Genomic DNA, 19,899 nt, shown 5'->3' with positions numbered 1-19,899 from the left:
GCCCGACGTGACGAGGACTAGCGGGGTTCGACGAGGTAAGACGGGCCGCTGTCGCCGGGAGCCCGGTACAGGGGTGACTGGCCGAGCACGGTGAGCCGCAGAGGCCGGGCGTCGATCCACAGGCCGAAAAGGTCACGGGAGGCGCTCAGCGCGACGCTGGTGGGCCGGCTGACAGGATCGCCCAGCTCCCAGCCTTCCGGCACGAGGATCGCGCTCACGCGGGCGAGGGCCGCGGCTGGAGGCAAGTCACCGATGCCGGCCACGACCGTCACCTCGAAGCCGAAGCGTTCCTCGCTCCAGTCGACCGAACCCGGCGAGCGACGCAGCGGTCCCGGGTCGGACGAGAGAGAAACGTCCTGTCCGGGGAAAGCGCCGGTCAAAAGCTGGATCAGGTACGCCCGGAAGTTCTCGTGTGCCTCCTCGACGGCCCGAGTCATCTCGGGCCACGAGGGCGGAAGGGCCTGTTCGCGCATCGGAGGGCGAACCGGAAGCGGCACCCCCTCGACGAAGTGGCGCTGCTTGAACTCCTCCCAGGTAGGCACGCCGATGGGCCGTTCCGCGTGCACTCCGGAGGTCACCTCGACCTCGTAGATGACGCCGGCCCGGGTCATGGCTGCCTCGGCGGATTCGACGACCGACTCTGCCATCTCTCGATCGCTGTAGCTCCGCTCATCGATGAAGAAAGCCGGCCGCAGATCGTCGTACGCCTCGCCGTACTCGTACAGGTAGACGCTCGACTCCCGGTGTCTATCGACCATTTCTGTCCCGTTCGATGCTTTCGAGCTGATCCAATGCGGCAGCTTCCTCCATCGCAGTCTGCACTGCGAGCCGCTGTGCGCCGTCGGTGCTGACATAAGGCTTGTAGAGCGTGTTGTGCTCGATGTCGGCCGCCATGGACGCGCGCTCAGTGGTGAGTTGAAGTTCGTATGTGCACGGCAGGCCGTCGGTCTCGATCGAGATGATGAGCGGGATCACCCGGTAGGAGGGCGCCTGCGCCTTCGGCTCGGCGTACATGTTCTCGATCTCGAGAATGCGGTCGCCGAAGCGTTCCTTGACCAGTGACAACGCCTCGTCGAGCGTTGCCATGTCGGGAACAGTGAGCCGAACGCCGACCGCGTCGATGATGTCACCGACCCGGTACTCCGGCCGGGCCGGTCGACTCGGCCGTCCCCTCGTCATCCGCCCGACCTTGTCGACGAGATCCGCGGCCTTCTTGGCCCGGGCCGACACCCGGGCGCGGTCCCCGAGGAGAGCGGCCACTTCGTGAATCTCCCGCTCCGCCGCGGGCAGAACCCGGCGCCGCAGTCGAATCCCGTAGTCGTCCAGCAACGTCAGGTCGGCGGCGCTGAACGTCGGTCCGAGCGCCCGAGCCGGATCCTGCAATCGTGCGGCCGCCTCGAAGAGTTTCTTGCGAGGCGTGCCGTCCGGGGCAGTGTTGGTTTCATCGGAGACAGGCTGGAAGAGATTCCCCGCCCCGGGATGTGCGGCAAGGACGGCGGCGAGGGAGCCGTACTGCGAAGTGATCACCTGGCGGGAGAGCTCGACCAGCAGTTCCAGGGCCCGGGACCGCCGACCGGGGTCGAGCAATGCCTCCGTGGCGTTGAGCCGGTGGTTGGTGGCGGCATGGTCTGCCAGCAGGCGCACGACAACGTCGGCGAGCTCGGGGGAATGCGGCTCGACCCGCTCGATCACCGCGCGCTGGGCGTTGTCGAGCTCACCCGGATCGACATATGTGCTGGGCGATCCGGGATCGGGGGTCGCGCCTACGGGCGGGGCGGGCCGAAGTCCCAGCCCTTCTGCTGGCCCTCGTCGAGCATCTCCAGGAGGGTCTGCTCGGTCGGCAGCTCCGACAGCAGGTTCTCCCGCGCCAGCCGCTCGGCTTGCGCTCGATCGAGCCGCCGGATCCGTTCCCGGTAGTTCGGGTCCCTGAGGAAGGTGCCCGCCTGCTGTGGTGCGTAGATCCATGCCTTGCGCGGCGCGCTCCACATGACCGCCCGGAGCGGTGCTGTCGACTGCACTTCGTAGGCGATCAGACTCGTCATCGTGCCCGACATATCGGACTTCAAGATCGCTCGATAGCCGAACTCTGTTTGTGTCATCGTCATCCGATCCAAGACTCGCAAAGACATCGGCTCGGGTCAGGCCGGTCCGATCAAGAATCCTATCGAAGGTAAAACCTTCGTTCTGAAGGTCCCTGACGTATCTGGCCCAGTCCTCGTCATTTTCGGAGATCCACCTGGCGAACGTCGAGTCGACGTCCTTCCATGCCACACCCTCAATCTGCCTCAATCGGTCCAGGCTGTCAGGCATGTGCTGCGCGACATCCGCCCGTTTGTTGATTGCGAGCATTCGCAGGAAGGCGTCGACCTGAGCGGCGACGGGCGCAGCGGGATGCCGCACGACTTCGTAAAGGTCGTGAGTGTCCTTCCCGATCGACCGTGAGAGCTCGGTGGGGAACTGCAACTCGAAGGTAGCGCCCGCCGGATCGACGACAGTGACGTTGAGCCCGTTGTGCCGTCCATCTCCGCGCCAAAAATTGACGATCTTCTTGATGCCGTACCCGCGAACCTGCAGTTCGGCGAGCGCAGCGACGGCGTTGGCCTCGTATCCCTGTTCGGGGAGTTGAATGGAGAAACGTACCCGGTCCTTGGTGTTCCTAAGGAAATCCGCAGGGGAGATCTCCTCCGCCTCGAACTCGGCGGCGTACGCGCGGGCCAGCGAAGACTTGGTCTTATAGGAATTCTCGAGACCGACGAGCTGGGCCCGCCCCTCCCCTCCGGCTGCGTTGACGGAGCTGACCACCTCCTCAAGCGTGACTCGCAACCGGGCGGCGACCTTCATCGACGCATCGACTGATCTTTCGATGGCCGCTCGGTCGTCCTTATCGAGAGCTTCCAGCTGCCGCCTTTCGGCCTCGCGAGGGTCGAAGTCCTCGGCGACCATTTCGGACGCCGGAATCCGGGGGGCGCTCGCGGTGCCGGTAATGCCGGGGCCGGATGGCTGTGTGTCGTCAGCCGTCACCGACGAGGCGGGCCGCAGGTCAGGGTTTTCCGCCGGATGCTCCAGAGGATCGCGGTCACGATTCTGAGGGCCCGGTCCGGCCTTTCCGACCTCAGGATCGCTCGAAAGCCGGACTGAGTCTCGTCTCCCACTGCCTTCCGCTTCTTCGACCTGGCGACTCCCGGGTTCGGCGGCCGGGTCGATGGGCCTCTCAGGTTTCGCCCCTTCCGGGTCGCGTCCCTCCTCAGTGTCTGCGTTGTTCCGATCGGCCGAATCAACGGATTCGGGTGTCGGGCTACGGCCGTCTGCCTCGTCGAAAGCGTCAGGCGATGTACCCGTCGGCTCCAGGGACGACCGGCTCCACAACCCCGCCTGGTGGTACGGCAACGGCGCCAACAGCCCCTGCCCGTCCACCACCACAGCATCCATCGAAATGACGTTGCCGTCGTTCTTCTCGCCCGTGTGCGAGTACAGCGGCGTTTCCTCCGACAACCGTCCCGTCTGCGGATCCAGGAACAGGATCGTCCCGTTCTGGTTGACCGCCGCCCAGGCGTGCGCCGTGCCCTCCTCGGAATCGGTCACGATGAAGGCGAAAGCGCCGTGCCCCGCGTTGTACAGGTGGTTGTGCAGATTCGTCATGGCCTTGTCGACGGCCTGTTTGGCCTGCCGGGGCTCCAGCCCGCCCACGTACGGGCACAGGCCCTGGAATTCCCCGCCGACCGTGTCCTCGATGCGGGCCAGGCCCCGGTCCTCGGCCCCGAGCGGCCGGGTCGGGTCGCCCTGGGCGTACGAGTCGAAGGTGCGCGGCGCCGAAACGCGGGGGCGGCCATGCACGTACGTGTCGTACAGCGACAGCACGCCGTCCACGCAGTTGATGCCGCGGGTCGGATCGGCGGCCGGGCCGCCGTCGTTGGCCAGCCCGAACCATTCCCCCTGACGGGGATCGGCCAGCCGGATCACCGTGCCGTCCGCATCTCGCGGCATGGCATTTTCCAGGTCGGCCTGATGTACGGCGAGTGGCGCGCGCAATCCGCCCCGTCTGCCGTACGGCCGGGTGTGGTCGACCGGTGGCGGATCGCCGTCGCCGGTGAGCGCCGACTGTTCCCCGGTGTCGACCCCGCCGACCGCCATCGTGCCGACGTCGTCGTTGATGCGCACCCAGTCCGCCGGCTCGACCTCGACCCGATCGGGCGCGAATTCCCCGGTCCGCACCTGCCGGGCCCTGGTCTCCAGGTCGTCGGCGTCCTCGCTGGTACGCCGCGCCTCGGCCCGCAGATACTCGCCGTGCAGCTCCGAACCGGACCGCAGGGCGGCGTCGGCCTGCATGCCGAGCTCGAGCACTTTGCTGCGCTGCCGGTCGGCGAGCCGCATCAGGTAATCGGCGTACTCCGCTCGCCGGTTGTCCTCGTGCGTGGCGCGCGCATGGTCCATGTACTCGCGGTACGACTTGCGTTCCCGGGCGTCGTGTTCGGTTCGCCGGTAGCCCTCAAGCCGGCGCGCGCGGTCGGGGTCGACCTCGGTGTTCGGGGCCGGTGCGCCGGACTCCAGGGCGTCGGCGATCGACGGCCGCGGGTTGTGGTCGGCGGTGATCGGCGCGTCGTCGCGGGCGGGGTCGGGGCTCGGTGCTGGTGGTGTCCGCGGGTGGTCGCGGGGGGTCAGCGCCTCCGCGATGCGGTCCACCGGCGCCGGCCGGGGCGCCAGAGCCTCCGCGATGCGGTCGACCGGGCGGCGCGGTCCGGGAATCGGGGCGGGTGCGGGCTGCGGCGGGGCGGACGATTCCAGGTCGGGGTTTGGACCTGGTGGGGTCGAGCCGGTACGGGGGTCCGGCGCCGGGCGTGAATCGAACGGCAGGAGCGGATCCGGCCGGCCGGAGCGCGCGTCGTCGGTCAGCAGAACGTCGGATGGCTCAACGGGGGGAGCCGGCGGGGAAGGCAGGACATCGGGACCCGGCGAGGGCGACGGCGCCGGCGCGGGTGACGGCGACGGCGAGGGCGAGGGCGACGGCGAGGGCGAGGGCGACTGCGCGGGTGACGGCGACGGCGACGGCGAGGGCGAGGGCGCCGGCGCGGGTGACGGCGACGGCGAGGGCGAGGGGAAAGGCGCGGGTGACGGCGACGGGGAAGGCGGCGGCACAGGCGCAGGAGAAGGTGTCGGTGCCGGCCCCGGCACAGGCCCGGGGAAGGGCGGAGGAGCCGGCGAGGGCGCAGGCGGCTGAGGGGCAGGCGGCTGAGGCGCCGTCTGCTGGTAAGCCGACGAGTAATAAACAGGCGCAGGCCGCGGCGCCGGCGCCGGCAGTGTCGTCTGCTTCGGCCGCCACAGCCCGTCCGGCCTGCCCTGGAACGGCATCGGGTTGCCGCGCCCGTCCACCACCAGCGCGTCCAGCGCCACCACGTTGCCGGAGTGCGGCTGGCCGAGGTGGCCGTACAGGCTGGTGCCCGGGGGCGCGACCAGGCCGGATTGCGGGTCCACGAACAGGATCTGGCCGTTCTGGTTCACCGCCGCCCAGGCGTGCGCCGATCCGCCTTCCCACGCGTTCACCAGGAACGCGAAGGAGCCGTGACCGCCCGCCTGCAGCTGCGCGGCCACGTCGCCGAGCGCCTGCTGGATCTTCTGGCCGGCGACGGCCGGGGGGTCGCCCGCGACGATCGGGCACAGCGACTGGAACCGGCCGCCGGTCGCGTGCTCGGCGCGTTCGGGGCCGATCTCCTCGCCGTACAGCGGCTTGGTCGGGTCGCCGTCGCCGTAGGCGTCGAACGTGCGCGGCGCCGACACGCGGGGCCGGCCGTGCACGTACGTGTCGAAGAACGACAGCACGCAGTCCTGGCAGTTGATGCCGCGCGTCGGGTCGGCCTGGGAGCCGCCGTCGTTGACCAGCCGGAAGTACGGCGCGCGGGGGTCGGCGCCGCGTACCGGATCGCCGTTGCCGTCGCGGGGCACCGCGGTCTCCAGGTCGACCTGGTGTTGCGCGAGCGGCTCGCGCAGGCCGGACCTGGTCCCGTAGCGCCGGGTGTGGTCGATCGGCGGCGGGTGGTCGTTGCCGGTGAGCATCGACCGAGTGCCCACCGTCACCCCGCCGGCCGCCAGCCGGCCACTGTCCACGTTGGTCCGGTGCCAGGCCTGCGGCGCGACGTCGGTGACGGTGCCCGGCGGTGGCCGCCACGACGGGTCCTTGAGCACCTTGACCTGCGCCTCGGCCCGCTCCGCCTCGTCGACGGCCAGGTCGACGTGGGCCTGGAAGTACGCGGCCAGGTGCGGGTCGAACTTGAGGAACCGCGCCACCCGCGCCGACCGCCGAGCGCTGCGGGCCCGGCGGCGCGCGTTGTCCGCCTTGTTCTCGTAGGCGTCGACCACGTCCTGCCGGCGGGAGGTCGCGTACTCCACACGCAGCTCCCGCGCGTGCCGGAAATAGGCTTCCGCTTCGGTCTCGGGCGCCTTCCGCGCCGACCCGCCGAACCGGGGACCCGCGGGCGCGGCCGCGACGAAGACCGCCGGGTCCGTCGGGGGCACGCTCGCCCGCGCCGGTACGTCCACAGCCCCGTCCCGCGGCGCGGGCACCTGCGGAGGTCGCGGGGGAGCGCCGGCAGCGGGCTGATCGTGATCGTTCCGTCCCGGCAGCAGCCCGGTCGCGGGTCCGCCGGGATTCGGTCCGCCGGGAGTCGGGCCGGCGGGATTCGGGCCGGCGGGATTCGGGCCGGCGGGAGTCGGCCCGCTGGGGTCGGTCCGCCCGGGCGGCAGCCCGGTCGCGGGTCCGCCGGGATTCGGGCCGCCGGGAGTAAGCCCGGTGGGAGTCGGCCCGCTCGGATCTGTCCGCCCGGGCAGCAGCCCGGTCGCGGGCCCGCTGGCAGCCGGCGGCGAGATCCCCACCGCAGCGGTGCCGCGGACAGGTCCGGTCGTCGGCGAGGACCCGGACGATGCCGGAGAAGTCGAACCCGGAGGCGAGAGGACTCCGGATCCCGTCGGGGTCGCCTGAACGCTCGGGCCGGTCCCGGTAGGCGAGGTGAGCGACGGCCGGGTTCCTTGGGCCGTCGGATGCCCGGGCGAGGTGCCGTTCGACTCGGTGCCGACAGGTGAGGAGGCGACCCGCGGGCTGGTCGCGGCGGGAGTGTCGGAGCGCGAGCCGAGGTCGCGGGGCGCCGGTGTGCTCCCGTTCCCGGACGCGTCCGTCCCGAAGGGAGACCAGGGACTGAGCCCACCGGCGGCCACGGATGACCGCGGCCCCACACCCACGGACGACGACCCGTTGCCCGCAACCGACGCCGAACCAGTCGCAGGCGACCCCGAGACCCCGCCCACCGACGAAGACCCCGAGCCCCCCGTCCCCGACGAAGACCCCGAGACGCCGGCCATCGACGGAGACCCGCCCGCGCCGGCCATGGAAGGAGACGCCGACGACGATCCGGCCATGGAAGGAGAAGCGCCCGCCCCGGCCATGGAAGGAGAAGCGCCCGCCGCCGAAGGCCCGAACCCACCCCCCGGCCCACCAGAACCGACAAAACCGGCAGGCCCAGACCCGGCAGGCCCAGACCCCGTCAGCCCGGACCCGGCAGGCCCAGACCCCGTCAGCCCGGACCCGGCAGGCCCAGACCCGGCAGGCCCGCCAGGCGCAGCGGAGGAGCCGGAACCCCCCGAAGACCCGGCAACACCATGATCGCCGCCGGCCCCCGCAGGCCCCTCCACCGGTGGCGCAAGACTCGACAGATTGACCCCACCGGACGAGGACCCGCCCGCCGGGGCGGAGGAGGTCACCGATTCTGGAGAAGAGCCCGCAGATCCGGACACCGGCCCGGGCGACGATCCCCTCGATCCATTGGCAAATGCCGGTGAATCGTCCGAAACCGACACGGAGCCAGGGGCGGCTCCGGAGTCCGACCCACCCCCGGGCGCGGGCCCGGGCGAGGTGACCGGGGAAAGCGGCCCCCCTGCGCCCGAGGAAGGGGCCGAGGACCCGAGATCCACCCCGCCCGCGGGCACATCCAGGTTCCCGACCTGGTCGGCCAGCCCGTCCGCGAAGCCCGACCGGGCTCCGTCCATCATCGACCCGCTGGCCCCCGAGCTGGCCGACTTCGCCACGCTCTCCAGGCTCGGCAGGTCCCCGCTGACCGCCGCCCCGCCGAACTCGCCCAGCACCTCGGCGGCCATCCCGCGGGTCAGCCCGCCGCCGCTGTGCCCACCCTTGCCGATGCCCGCACCGCTCGCCGCAAAGCCGCCCGCGAAGCCGCCGGCCGCCGACATCCCCAGGTCCTGCACGTCGAAGCCGTGCGCGCGACCGGAGGAATTCTGGTACGCCTGGATCGCGCCGTTGGTGGCGATCTCCTCCTTCATCTCGTCGAAGCCCTCCTTGAAGGCTTCCTTGCCGAGATGCTTGAGGCCGGCCTTGGTGGTGAGCTGCTTGGCCGCCCGCTGCCCGGCCTCCTTGAGCGTCTTCTTGATCGCCTTCTTGCCGAGCTGGGCGATGAGCCGCTTGAAGATCTGCTGGATGGCCAGCCGGGTCGCCGCGATCAGGCCGCCCGCCGCGGGGGACGCCGCGCCCAGCGTCAGCGCCACGGCGACCGCCATGCCGATCAGCTCGATCAGGAACAGCCCGATCTCGATCCAGGCCTCGAGCTTGGCGCCCTCGATGTCGCAGCCGCACTCCTCGACCAGCTTGCCCAGCTCGTCGGCGATCGCCATGAGCGAGTTGAGCGGCGCGTTCTCGTCCGCGGAGAGCTGGTCCCAGGCGCCCTTGAAGGCCTGCGCGCCCGCTCCGCCGTACCCCGAGATCACCTGGCCGGCCGCCTCGTAGGCCTCGTTGCGGGGGTCCGCCAGGCGCTGGGCGAGCGCATACCACCGGTCCGCGACGTCCCACGTGGTCTTCTCGTTGCCCGCCGGCCAGTCGAAGCCGACCACCCACTCGAGCGCCTCGTACGCCCAGCCCGGCACGTCGAACGGGCAGTAGTCGAGCGGGTGCGGGATGGGGCTGGGCAGGATCGTCACGAGCGTTTCCTGTACGTCCGCTCCACCTGGACGGCCGCGTGGTGGTCGGTCGCGGTCGCCTCGCGGACCGTCTCGACCACGGCATCGCCCAGGCCCTCGACGTACAGGCCGAGTTTCTCCCAGGCCAGCAGCACCTGCTGCTCGATCGGGCGGTAGTTGTTCTCGAAGGTCTGGCCGATGTCGTCGGTGCCCCACGGGCGTCCGCCGCTCAGCGCGGCGAGCTCGTTGCCGGCGCCGCGGCGTTCCGCCGTGAAGTGCTGACCGGCGGCCGCCAGGTCGCGGCCGCCGCCGGCCACGCGGTCGGGATCCAGCCAGAGTTCGTCAGGCATCGCCGTCCGCCTCGCGCATGATCGCGTCCTGGCGCCGCAGCAGGGAACCGAAGTCGTTGTCCCTGATGTACTGCATCGGGCCGGAGTCGGCCGGCAGGTAGCCGGACATCATCTGCTGCACCTGCTCGGCGACCTGCGCGGCGGCCCGCTCGGTGGTGGCGACGATCTTGCGGCCCAGCTCGCCGGCGTCCATGTCGCGGTAGATGCGGCGGTCCAGCCGCAGGTCGATCAGCTGGCCGCGGGGGCCCACCGTGGCCCGGATCAGCCCGTCCTCCGACTCCGCGGTGACCTGCAGCCGCGCCAGCCGCTGCTGCATGTCGTCCATACCCGACCGAAGTCGCTGATACTGCCCGTAAACGTCGTCGAAGCGCGCGCGCAGCGCGTGGTTGGCATCGCGATCCGCCATGTCCGCCACGGTCGTCCTCCCCCGGCACCCGACCATCGATCGAGGTGACCCTACCGGGCGGCGCGACGCGACGTGGTCCGGTAGTTTCACCTCCGCACACGGATGCGGGGTGACAGGGGTTCAGATGATCACGCGGGAGGACGCCGAGGAGATCGCCGCCGGCTGGGCGCGGAGCGAGACCGAGCGCCGGGGGTACGAGTGCCTGCCCATGATCTCGGAGTTCGACCTGGGTTTCGTGGTATGGACCAAGCAGCCGCCGACCGTCCTGCCGATCCCCGGTGACGGGGCCCGCACGGTCATCGACCGCCAGACCGGCGCCCTGTCGACGTACCCGGGTGTCCCCGCGGACGTGATCGCCGAGCTGTACCGCACCCACCAGCCGGCCGTGGCCGCCCAGCGCCGCACCGTCGATCCCGAGGTCGAGCTGCGCCGCAACGCCCGCCGCCGGCCGGCGCCCACCACCGCGGCGCACCTGACGGTCGACGGGCGGCTCTTCATCGCCCGCGGCGCCAAGGGCGATCAGGAGATCAACCACCACCCGCTGGTCGCGGCCTACCTGGCGGATCTGGAGCCGGCCCGGACCGTACGCGGCGCCGAGCGGCACGCCGAGCTGATCGTCCTCTCCGACGCCCTGCACGAGGCCGACCGGCAGCGGGACGAGCCGCTGAGCCTGGACGAGGCGCGGGCCTGGCTGCGTACCGCCGGCTTCGAGGCCTTCTACGTGCGCGAGCCGGGTGATCCGCTGGGCGCCACCGAGGCGCGGCCGTGCGAGTCCTGCATCCTGACGCTGGTCGACTTCGCGCTGCTGCCCTGGTCGCACCTGGCGTTCGTGGAGCCGTTCCGGCCGTACTCGGAGAACGTCGCCCAGCCCGGCCGCTTCCCGGACGAGGTCGCCGGGGCGCTGGCCGACGCGGGCTGGCGTCCGATGCAGCCGGTGGTGGCCGAGGTGCTCGCCGACGGCATGATCGACGACGTCGTCAACGTGCCGGGGCGGCGCCACCGGCACGTGCCGTTCCCGGCGGCCCGGGCCGCGATCATGGACTTCCCGGGCATCTTCTGCGGCCTGCGCGGGCCGGGGGTACGCCGCTGGGTCCGCTGGCTGAACCTGGAGCCGGTGGCGGCGGCGCACTCGGCCGACGTGCTGGGCGAGCTGGCCGAGGTGATCGGGGCCCGGCTGTTCCCGATCGGCGTGGAGGCCAAGGGCGACGCGATCGTGGCCATCGACGAGCGGGGCCGGGTGTTCGCCCTCGACCAGGGCGGGGAGTGGTTCCTGGGCGAGACCCTGGACCAGGGCCTGCTCAGCCTGCTGACCGGCGACGGCCCGGCGGAACGCCTCCGCGACGACGGCACCTGGTAGGGCGTCAGCCGAGCAGCGGGAACAGCTCGGCCCGGTCGCCCAGGGCCTCGCGGTCCCGGTCCGTCAGCTCCTCGCGGCCCGAGCCCTTGAGCAGCGCCTCCTGCTCGGACCAGTGCGGCGGCAGCCCGTCCGAGCCGGCCAGGCCGTCGATCGTGGACAGTGCGACGGCCACCGCCGCGGGCGCCGGGTCGGGCGCGTCCGGCAGCGACACGATCATGTCGAGGTGGTGGATGACGGCCTCGGTGACCAGGGTGGCGACGAAGTCGCGGACCGGCAACACGAGATTCTGCGTACGCACGAAGCCGTCCGGATCGGCCCGGCCGGCGGCGTACCCGGCCGCTGCCGCCGTCTCGGTCCAGCGCTCCACAACGCCCCGCGGCCGGTTGAAGGCTGCGGCCGTGCGGCGCACCCACTGCGCGTGCGCGAGGGCGGCGGCGGCGTCACCCGAGCCCGGGAACGAGCGGAAGTACGTGACGAAGTCGGTGTCGGGCGGCCCGGCGGCCGGCGTGGCCAACGCGACCAGGGCCCGTTGCGGATCCAGGCTCAAGTGCAGCAGCAGGTCGGCGACCGTCCAGCCGCGGCACCCGGACGGCAGCAGCAGGTCGAGGTCGTCGAGGTCGCGGACGACGGAGGTCACGCCTGCGTAGGCGGCGTTCAGGGCCGCGACGAGGGCGGCCGGCGCGGGAAGTCCCATGACTGTGCACCCTGGCACGCCGTGGTCCCGCCCGCATCCTTTCGCGGGCGGGACCAGCCGGCGCTCGCTCAGTCGAAGAGCTCGTTCAGGAAGCTCTTGTGCTTGCGGCCGCGGTAGTGGCCGTGGTGACCCTGGCGGTAGTGACCGTGGTAGCCGCCGCCGTACTGGGGCTGGTGGGCGCCGTAGGGAGCGGCGGCGGGATACGCCGGCTGGCCGTAGGCGGGCGGCGGCGCCGCGTAGCCACCACCGTGCGGCGGCGGGGGCGGCGGCGGGGCGTAGCCACCCGGCTGGGGCGCCATGGGCGGAGCCTGCGCCGGTCGGGGCGCGGAGGACGCCTGGCGGCTGTTCCAGTTGGCCTCGGCGTCGAAGAGCTTCTCGAGCTCACCGCGGTCGAGGAAGATCCCGCGGCACTCGGTGCACTGGTCGATGGTGACGCCGCTGCGCTCGTAAACCCGCATCTCGCCGCGACACTTCGGACAGGTCATCTGCATCTCACAAACGGTACAAGGCTGTGTCACCACGTGGTGCCGTAGTCGCTGTGCGTCTGCTGAGTACCGCGTTCAGGGCCGGCGCCCAGAGCAGCAGGGCCAGCGGGTACAGCAGGTAACCGAACCTGGTCGTGGGCATCAGCAGGATCGCGGCCAGCAGCCCGTACCCGCAGAAGAGCGCGGCGGCCGCGGCCGTGCGCGGCGGCCGGCGGACGAGCACGACGGCGATCGCGAGGGCCACCGCGACCAGCAGCCCGGCCGCGACGTACCGGCCGCCCGGCACCGCCTGGGCGATCAGGTAGCCGGGGAACGGCGACTGCGCGGGGCTGGTCACGATGCCGTGCCCGAGCGGGAAGCGGATCACGTTCTCGACGAACGCGTCCGCGTCGACCAGGGCGGGCAGCAGCGCGAGCACCGGCAGGCCGAGGGCGCCGGGCAGGAAGCGCCGCCCGTGGCCGGTGGTCAGGGCCAGCACGGCCAGGACCACCAGGATCGGCAGGGCGAAGAGCTTGAGCGCGGCGGCCGCGCCGACCGCGAGACCGGCGGCGCCGTAGCGGCCGCCGGCGCAGCAGGCCAGGGCCAGCAGTCCGAGAGCCAGAACCGGCAGGTCGTCGCCGCCGGTGGCCAGGGTCAGCGCACAGATCGGGAGCACGGTGGCGAACTGCACGGCCCGCACCAGCGGCCCGCCGGGCGGCACCAGCCGCACCGCCGCGGCCAGGGCGGCGACGGTCGCCACCGCGAACCACACCCGGGAGTCGGTCCACCACACGTCGCCGAAGGCCGCGCGGGGCAGGCCGAAAACGGCCATCCCCGGCTGGTACGGCGCATAGCCCAGCAACTGCTCCCCCGGCGGCAGCGCGGCGATCGCCTCCGGCCCCAGGTACGGCGTCCCGCTGCCCGCCAGCCGCTCGCCCATGTGCTCGACGACCAGCACTTCCTCCTGCGCGCGACCGGCCTGCCCGGCGGAGCGCTGCACCGCCTCCACGATCAGGGGCAGCAGCGCCGTACCGGCCCAGGCGACCCAGGTCAGCGGAAGCCGTCCCGCCGGCCGCCGCAGCACCAGCTGCCCCACCACGACCAGGAACGCGCCGAGGTAGGCCCAGGCGGCGATCGCACCCCAGGCGCGATGCGGCAGCAGCGTCGAGGTCAGCGCCGTGAGGAGGGCGAACAGGGCGGCCAGGCCGTAGAGCGCGGCGTCGGCGGCGAGGCCACCGTGGGCCCGGTCGAAGCGCGCGAGCAGGGTCACGCGGGCAAGTGTGGCAGAGACGATCTGCCCTGCCCCGGTGACCGGCGGCGGGGCATCCGCACGACGGACCCGGCCGGATGCAGGGCGCCGGCCAGCACACCCGGCCGCCCGCCGGAACCACGCTGCAGGGTGGAGAGCAGGCGCCCGGCGCGCATCGGGCGGGCGAACAGGTGTCCCTGACCGGCGACACAGCCCAGGTCCCAGAGCGCGTGCCGCTGCGGCTCGCTCTCGACGCCCTCGGCCACGACGGTCAGGCGCAGGCTGCGGGCCAGATCCACCGTCGAGCGCACCACGGCGGCGGCCTCGGAGGAGGTCTCGACCGCCCGGACGAACCCGCGATCGATCTTGAGCTGGTGCACCGGGAGCCGGGACAGCACCGACAGGGACGAGACGCCGGTGCCGAAGTCGTCGAGCGCCAGCCGTACCCCGGCGTCGCGCAGCTCGCTCAGCGCCCGGTCGACGACCTCCAGCTGGCTCAGGGTGAGGGTCTCGGCCAGCTCGAGCACCAGCCGGTCGGCCGGCACGGCGTGCCGGCCGAGCTGGGCCAGCACGGCCCCCGGAAAGGTCTCGTCGAGCAGGCTGCGCGGCGACACGTTGACCGCGACGGTCAGGTCGAAGCCGGCCTCCAGCCACATCCGGTACGCGGCGAGCGACTGTTCCAGCACCGCGTCGGCGAACCCCGGCAGCTGCCCGGAACGCTCGACGGTCTGCAGGAACTCCGCCGGGCTCAGGGTGCCGTGTTGCGGGTGGTGCCACCGGGCCAGCGCCTCGGCCGAGAGCACCTCGCCGCTGCCGAGGTCGACGATCGGCTGGAAGTCGACGGTGATCTCATGCTCGGCCACCGCCCGCGACAGCTCCCCGCCCAGCATGAGCCGGCCCACGTCGGCCGTGTCACGGGCGTGCGCGTAGGTGGCCGTCCGCTGACCGCCGCGTTTCGCCTGGTACATCGCCACGTCGGCGCGGCGCATGAGCTCCTGCACACCGCCGCTGCCGGGCGCGAGGGCGATGCCGCCGGCGGCCTCCACGGTGAGCTGCATGCCCTCGACCTCGATCGGCCGTTCCAGGGTGTCCAGCAGCACGGTGGCGCGGTGCGCCGCGACCGCCGGGGTGGGCAGGCCGGTCAGCAACAGCGCGAACTCGTCGCCGCCGAGCCGGGCCACCAGGTCGCCCGGGGTGGCGGCCTCCTCCAGGCGCTTGGCCACCTCGCGCAGCACGTCGTCGCCGGCGGTGTGCCCGAGCGTGTCGTTGACCTCCTTGAAGTGGTTGAGGTCGATCAGCAGCAGCGCGAAGATGCCGTCGGTGTTGCGGGCCGCGAAGATGGCCTTCGCCTGCTCCAACAGCTCGCGACGGTTGGCCAGGCCGGTCAGCGGGTCGTGGGCGGCCGCGTACGCGTTCTCCGCGTTGATCCGCTTGAGCTCGGCGTAGGCCCGCGCGTTCTGCACCGCGGTGTGCAGCGAGGAGGTGAAGGTGCGGAGCTTGTACTCCTCGGACTCGTCCAGGCTGACCGGCTTGCGGAACAGCAGGCGCAGCACGCCGATCACGGCCCCGTCCGGACCGTGCAGGACCGCCTCGACGACCGGCCCGGTGCGAGCGGGGGCTCCGTCGGGGGATCCCTCGTAGGTGACGCGCCCCGTCGACCCCCGCACCAGCCGGGACGGGCTGATGTCGCGCAGCTCGATCTCGGCGCCGTCGGCCGAGAACAGGCCGGGCGCGCGGGTCACCGCGGCGTGCAGGACGGCGGTCAGGTCGGTGACGTTGAGCTGGTCCGTGCTGGCGGCCAGCCGCTGCCAGGCCTCCTGGTCGGTGCGCTGGCGGATGCGGTTCTTGGTGGCGAGCTGCAGGGCGAGCATGGCCGGCACCATCGCCACGATGAGCACGGGCTCCCGCTGGATCACCAGCACCACCGCCAGCGCGATGGCGACGTTGATCAGCCGGACGGCCGCGACGACGTCCCAGTTGCGCTTGAAGGACTGCATCCAGGAGGTGCGGGTGGCCAGGGCCACCACGGTGTGGGCGAGCAGCTCGTCCACCACGGCGTAGGCGAGCGAGGCCAGCACGAGGGCGGCGAGGAGCCGGGGCCCCAACTGCACCGAGAAGCTCAGGTCCGTCGGGGGGCGGACGCCGGCCAGGTACGCGGCGGCCCCCGCGGCGGTGGCGGCGAGCACGTTCTTCGCGACGCTGAAACTGATCTTCAGCGCGTCCCGCATGAAGATCTTGGCGATCAGGATGCCCAGTGCCGTACAGATCAGCGCCAGCGGCAGGGGCACCGTGGTGACCGTGACGAGGATGGCGCCCGAGGTCGAGGCGAATGCGTGGTTGTCCGACCGGACCCGCATCTCGATGAGCCCCGAGGTGGCCGACGCGATGATGACGGTCAATGCGGCGACATAGAGCAGCTGGCCGGGTGGGATGGCGGTGAGCGAGCCGGCCGCCCAGATCAGGCAGCAGACACCCCCAAACGCGACGAGACCGACATACAGCCGGAGCTGCCTGTCGGTCTTCGCGTCGTTCACTGCGGACTCCCCATACCCCATGGTGACCTGTGGCCCACACGCACTGTCAATGCCCGGGCCTACCTGGGTAACGGTACCGGTCTCAGGTCCACTCCTGCTCACGCATCGCACACCTCCGCTCCGTGAATGCGCGGCGGCCATTGTGGGGGCCCCGGCGCGACGATTCCTTCGCGATCCGCTTTCGCATTTCCTGACAACAGACTAGGAACGATGCACGGACTTGTGAAGAAGGATTTGTCGGTCGTTTCACGAATTGCGAGTAGAGCGAGCTTTGTACCATATGCGTAGCGAGGGAATGACGCTCCGCATTCGGGCGGTACGGCCTCATGCCCCGGTCCCGTACCGGCCAAACGCTGGCAAATGCCCTGCTGCCGCCCGAGGAGGTCGAAGTGAATGTACTTCCGTCGGCGGCCCGGCGCCCCCACTCGAAAGCGCGCGATGGCCCAATTCACTGCGCGGATCGGATTGCGAAACGAAATGGCTACGGAAAGTCGGTGATCGCTGACGATGCGGCACCGTGGCGTGCTTAATCCCCCCGCTGTGTGCGGTCCTCGATACGCTGTGCGGGTGACGAACGCTGCAAAAATGACGCATGTCGACGCCGACGGCGCGGCCCGCATGGTCGACGTGTCGGCCAAGACCGTGACCGAGCGCCGGGCCGTCGCGGCCGGCCGGCTCAGCACCACCCCCGAGGTGGTCGCCCTGCTGCGCGGGGACGGCCTGCCCAAGGGCGACGCCCTGGCGGTCGCCCGGATCGCCGGGATCATGGGCGCCAAGCGCACGCCCGACCTGGTCCCGCTGTGCCACCCGATCGGGCTGCACGGTGTGACGGTCGACCTGCGCATCACCGACGCCGGGGTCGACATCACCGCGACGACCCGCACGGCCGACCGCACCGGCGTCGAGATGGAGGCGCTCACCGCGGTCGCCACCGCCGGGCTGACCCTCATCGACATGGTCAAGGCGGTCGACCCGGCGGCGAGCATCGAGTCCGTACGGGTGCTGCGCAAAGAAGGCGGCAAGACCGGCGACTGGCTGCGCCCCGAGGACCGCCCGTGATCCGCGCCCGGGTGATCGTCGCCTCCAACCGCGCCGCGGCCGGCGTCTACGCCGACACCAGCGGCCCGCTGCTGGTGGCCGGGCTGCGCGAGCTCGGCTGCCAGGTCGACGCCGAGCCGGTCGTGGTGCCGGACGGCGAGCCGGTCGCCGAGGCGCTGCGGGCCGCCCTCGCGGACGGGATAGCGGTGGTGCTCACCAGCGGCGGAACCGGCGTCACCCCGACCGACCGGACCCCCGAGGCGACCCGGCCGCTGCTCGACTTCGAGGTGCCGGGCATCGCGGAGGCGATCCGCGCGTACAGCCGGGACAAGGTGCCGACCGCGGCGCTGTCCCGGGGGCTCGCCGGGGTGGCGGGCCGCACACTGGTGGTCAACCTGCCCGGCTCGACCGGCGGCGCGCGCGACGGCCTGGCGGTGCTGGGACCGATCCTTGTCCACACCGTCGCCCAGATCGGCGGCAGCGACCATAAGCTCTCCGAGTGAGCGCAGACAGCATCCCGGTCGACTGGGACAAGGCACGCACCCTCGCGTACGAAGCGGGCCGCGCCGCCACGGGCCCCGCCGAGACGGTGCCCCTGGCCGGCGCCGACGGCCGTACCCTGGCCGAACCGCTGGTCACCCTGACCGACCTGCCGGCCTTCCCCACGTCGAGCATCGACGGCTGGGCCGTGCGCGGCCCGGCGCCCTGGCGCCCGGCCGGCCGGGTGCTGGCCGGCGGCACGGCGGCCCCGCTGACCGCGGACGGCACCTGCGTCGAGATCGCCACCGGCGCGATGGTGCCCGAGGGCGCCGAGGCCCTGATCCGCGTCGAGGAGTCCCGCCGCGACGCCGCGGGCCTGGTCACCGGCACCCCCCGCGACCAGCCGGAATGGCGGCTGCCCGGCGACGAGGCCCGCCGCGGTGAGGAGCTCCTGCCGGCCGGCACCCCGGTCGACCCGGCCGTCCTGGGCATGGCCGCGACCTGCGGCTACGACACCATCCCGGTCCGGCCGCAGCCCCGCGCGGCCCTGCTGGTCTTCGGCGACGAGCTGCTGACCAGCGGGCCGCCGGGCACCGGCCGGGTCCGCGACTCGCTGAGTCCCCTGGTGCCGCCCTGGCTGCGCCGCTACGGCGCGACCGTCAGCCCGGCCGCGGTGCGCGGCCCGGTGCAGGACACACTCGCGGCGCACGTGGCGGCCATCCGCGGCGCGCTGGCGATCGCCGACGTGGTCTGCACGACCGGCGGCACGATGAACGGCCCGGTCGACCACCTGCACCCCGCGCTGGCCGAGCTCGGGGCGGAATACGTGGTCAACACGGTCGCGGTCCGCCCCGGCTTCCCGATGCTGCTGGCCCGGGTGCCCGGCCCGGACGGCCGCTACCGCTTCCTGGCCGGCCTGCCCGGCAACCCGCAGTCGGCCGTGATCGCGCTGATCACGCTGGTCGCGCCGCTCCTGGCCGGCCTGCACGGCCGCGACCTGCCGCCCCTGTCGACGGTCGAGCTGGCCACGCCGGTGCCGGGCCGCGGCGACTTCACCCACCTGGCGCTGGCGGCGCTCGACGAGGACCGCCGCCGCGCCACCCCGGTCGGCCACGTCGGCTCGGCGATGCTGCGCGGCCTGGCCGGCGCCGACGGCTTCGTGGTGGTCCGCCCCGACACCCGGTCAGCCGCCGGCGACCTGGTCCCGTTCCATCCGCTGCCGCTGTATCCGGGAGAGCGCCCGTGACCACCACAGAAACCGTGCGGATCGCCGCGGTCCACGACACGACCCTGGACCTGGCCGCCCACGAGCAGGCCGTGGCTGACCCCCGGGCCGGAGCGGTGGTCTCCTTCCAGGGCGTGGTCCGCGACCACGACGAGGGCAAGGGCGTCACGCTGCTGGAATACGAGGGCCACCCGAGCGCGGCGCAGGTCCTGCGGGAAGTCGCGGACGAGATCGCAGCGGACCCGCACGTCTATGCGGTGGCGGTGTCCCACCGGGTGGGGGTGCTGCAGATCGGCGACGTGGCGCTGGTGGCGGCGGTGAGCACGGCGCACCGGGGGGCGGCGTTCGCGGCTTGCGCACGGCTGGTCGACGAGGCGAAGGCGCGGCTGCCGATCTGGAAACGTCAGGTGTTCAGCGATGGTTCCGAGGAGTGGGTGAACTGTCCTTGATGGGGTCGGATCAAGATCAAATTCAAGATCTTGATGTCGTGCCTGGTTGCATGGTGCTGACCGTCGCTCCCGCCGATTGCGAGGTCCGTGCTTGGTTCTATCCGGTTTGGGGTGGTGCTTGGTAGGGGCTTCGGGCGGGGGTGCGCCACTTCCTGCGGGCCTGATTTGTGGGTCGGCCTTGCGGGTCGCTTTGGCTTGCGTGTTGCTCTGACCTGGCCTTGCTGTGCGTTGCGCTTCGCTCGGCCTTGCGCCTTGCATCCGGCGTCGCCGCCCCGGCTTTTGCCTGGCCCCGGGTTTCGCCGTCCCGTTCTGCGTTCTGCTCGGCTTGCGTTCTGCCCGCCCCCCGTTCTGCTCGGCCCGCGTTCTGCTCGGCCCGCGTTGCCCGCTCCGCGTTCTGCCCGGTCCCGGCCTACCCCGGCCACTCCGTGTTCTACTCGGCCGCGCTTTGCTCTGGCCCGCCCGCCCGGCGTTTCCCTGGCCTCCGCTCCGCTCGACCGGACTTCCGCCTGGTTTGCTTTCGCTCCGGCCGGCCCGCCTTCTCCTCGAGCCCCGCTTCCGCTCGGCTCACCTCGACTTCCGCCTGGTCTTGCTTTCCGTTTTGCCTGGTCCGCGTTCCGCTCGGCCCTCGTTCCGCTCGGCCCTCGTTCCGCTCGGCCCTCGTTCCGCTCGGCCCTCGTTCCGCTCGGCCCTCCTTCCGCTCC

The 19,899-nt window shown here is 72.2% G+C and carries 13 protein-coding genes; 5 read left to right on the top strand and 8 right to left on the bottom strand.

Going from position 1 to position 19,899, the window contains the following annotated elements; all coding sequences use genetic code 11:
- Positions 1-17: 17 nt before the first annotated feature.
- Genes Ani05nite_RS16325 through Ani05nite_RS16310 form a run of 4 tightly spaced genes read right to left on the bottom strand, consistent with a single transcriptional unit; the run spans position 18 to position 9,708 of the window.
- On the bottom strand, positions 18-758 hold the full coding sequence (locus Ani05nite_RS16325; RefSeq protein ID WP_203769224.1) for a hypothetical protein: 741 nt from the start codon (positions 756-758) through the stop codon (positions 18-20).
- The gene (locus Ani05nite_RS41865) at positions 748-8,973 is read right to left on the bottom strand and encodes a toxin glutamine deamidase domain-containing protein (RefSeq protein ID WP_203769223.1); all 8,226 of its coding nucleotides are present in this window, start codon (positions 8,971-8,973) and stop codon (positions 748-750) included. The genes Ani05nite_RS16325 and Ani05nite_RS41865 overlap by 11 nt, the downstream gene beginning before the upstream one ends.
- Positions 8,970-9,302 carry a hypothetical protein gene (locus Ani05nite_RS16315; protein WP_203769222.1) on the bottom strand — a complete coding sequence of 111 codons (333 nt, stop codon included), beginning with the start codon at positions 9,300-9,302 and terminating at the stop codon, positions 8,970-8,972. The genes Ani05nite_RS41865 and Ani05nite_RS16315 overlap by 4 nt, the downstream gene beginning before the upstream one ends.
- A complete protein-coding gene (locus tag Ani05nite_RS16310) occupies positions 9,295-9,708 on the bottom strand; it encodes a YbaB/EbfC family nucleoid-associated protein (RefSeq protein ID WP_239130056.1) in 414 nt (137 codons plus the stop codon). Before Ani05nite_RS16310 ends, Ani05nite_RS16315 begins: the two co-directional genes overlap by 8 nt.
- 124 nt (positions 9,709-9,832) lie before the next feature.
- On the opposite strand from Ani05nite_RS16310, the gene Ani05nite_RS16305 reads away from it, so the two are divergent.
- Positions 9,833-11,065, top strand: coding sequence for an SUKH-3 domain-containing protein (locus tag Ani05nite_RS16305; protein WP_203769218.1), 1,233 nt, complete (start codon positions 9,833-9,835; stop codon positions 11,063-11,065).
- A 4-nt stretch (positions 11,066-11,069) separates the two neighbouring features.
- On the opposite strand, the gene Ani05nite_RS16300 is transcribed toward Ani05nite_RS16305, so the two are convergent.
- The 4 genes from Ani05nite_RS16300 to Ani05nite_RS16285 form a co-directional block, all read right to left on the bottom strand.
- Positions 11,070-11,759 (bottom strand): maleylpyruvate isomerase N-terminal domain-containing protein, encoded by a 690-nt coding sequence (locus tag Ani05nite_RS16300; protein WP_203769216.1) that lies wholly within the window; start codon positions 11,757-11,759, stop codon positions 11,070-11,072.
- A gap of 68 nt (positions 11,760-11,827) precedes the next feature.
- The gene (locus tag Ani05nite_RS16295; RefSeq protein WP_203769214.1) at positions 11,828-12,250 is read right to left on the bottom strand and encodes a TFIIB-type zinc ribbon-containing protein; all 423 of its coding nucleotides are present in this window, start codon (positions 12,248-12,250) and stop codon (positions 11,828-11,830) included.
- Between the two features lies 1 nt (position 12,251).
- Complete coding sequence (locus Ani05nite_RS16290) at positions 12,252-13,517, bottom strand: glycosyltransferase 87 family protein (RefSeq protein ID WP_203769258.1); 1,266 nt, start codon at positions 13,515-13,517, stop codon at positions 12,252-12,254.
- Positions 13,490-16,027, bottom strand: coding sequence for a putative bifunctional diguanylate cyclase/phosphodiesterase (locus Ani05nite_RS16285; RefSeq protein ID WP_203769212.1), 2,538 nt, complete (start codon positions 16,025-16,027; stop codon positions 13,490-13,492). The genes Ani05nite_RS16290 and Ani05nite_RS16285 overlap by 28 nt, the downstream gene beginning before the upstream one ends.
- Positions 16,028-16,591: 564 nt before the next feature.
- Between Ani05nite_RS16285 and moaC the strand changes: the two genes are divergently transcribed.
- Genes moaC through Ani05nite_RS16265 form a run of 4 tightly spaced genes read left to right on the top strand, consistent with a single transcriptional unit; the run spans position 16,592 to position 19,198 of the window.
- Positions 16,592-17,065 carry a cyclic pyranopterin monophosphate synthase MoaC gene (gene moaC / locus Ani05nite_RS16280; protein WP_377881495.1) on the top strand — a complete coding sequence of 158 codons (474 nt, stop codon included), beginning with the start codon at positions 16,592-16,594 and terminating at the stop codon, positions 17,063-17,065.
- A complete protein-coding gene (locus Ani05nite_RS16275) occupies positions 17,062-17,547 on the top strand; it encodes a MogA/MoaB family molybdenum cofactor biosynthesis protein (RefSeq protein ID WP_203769208.1) in 486 nt (161 codons plus the stop codon). The genes moaC and Ani05nite_RS16275 overlap by 4 nt, the downstream gene beginning before the upstream one ends.
- Positions 17,544-18,770 (top strand): molybdopterin molybdotransferase MoeA, encoded by a 1,227-nt coding sequence (locus Ani05nite_RS16270; protein WP_203769206.1) that lies wholly within the window; start codon positions 17,544-17,546, stop codon positions 18,768-18,770. Before Ani05nite_RS16275 ends, Ani05nite_RS16270 begins: the two co-directional genes overlap by 4 nt.
- Entirely contained in the window at positions 18,767-19,198 is a 432-nt protein-coding gene (locus tag Ani05nite_RS16265; RefSeq protein WP_239130049.1) for a molybdenum cofactor biosynthesis protein MoaE, read from the top strand. The genes Ani05nite_RS16270 and Ani05nite_RS16265 overlap by 4 nt, the downstream gene beginning before the upstream one ends.
- Positions 19,199-19,899 lie beyond the last annotated feature (701 nt).

The sequence above is a fragment of the Actinoplanes nipponensis genome, from assembly GCF_016862275.1.
GTDB lineage: Bacteria > Actinomycetota > Actinomycetes > Mycobacteriales > Micromonosporaceae > Actinoplanes > Actinoplanes nipponensis.
Note: the sequence above shows the minus strand (reverse complement) of the source record. Positions and strands in the feature narration are given on the sequence as shown.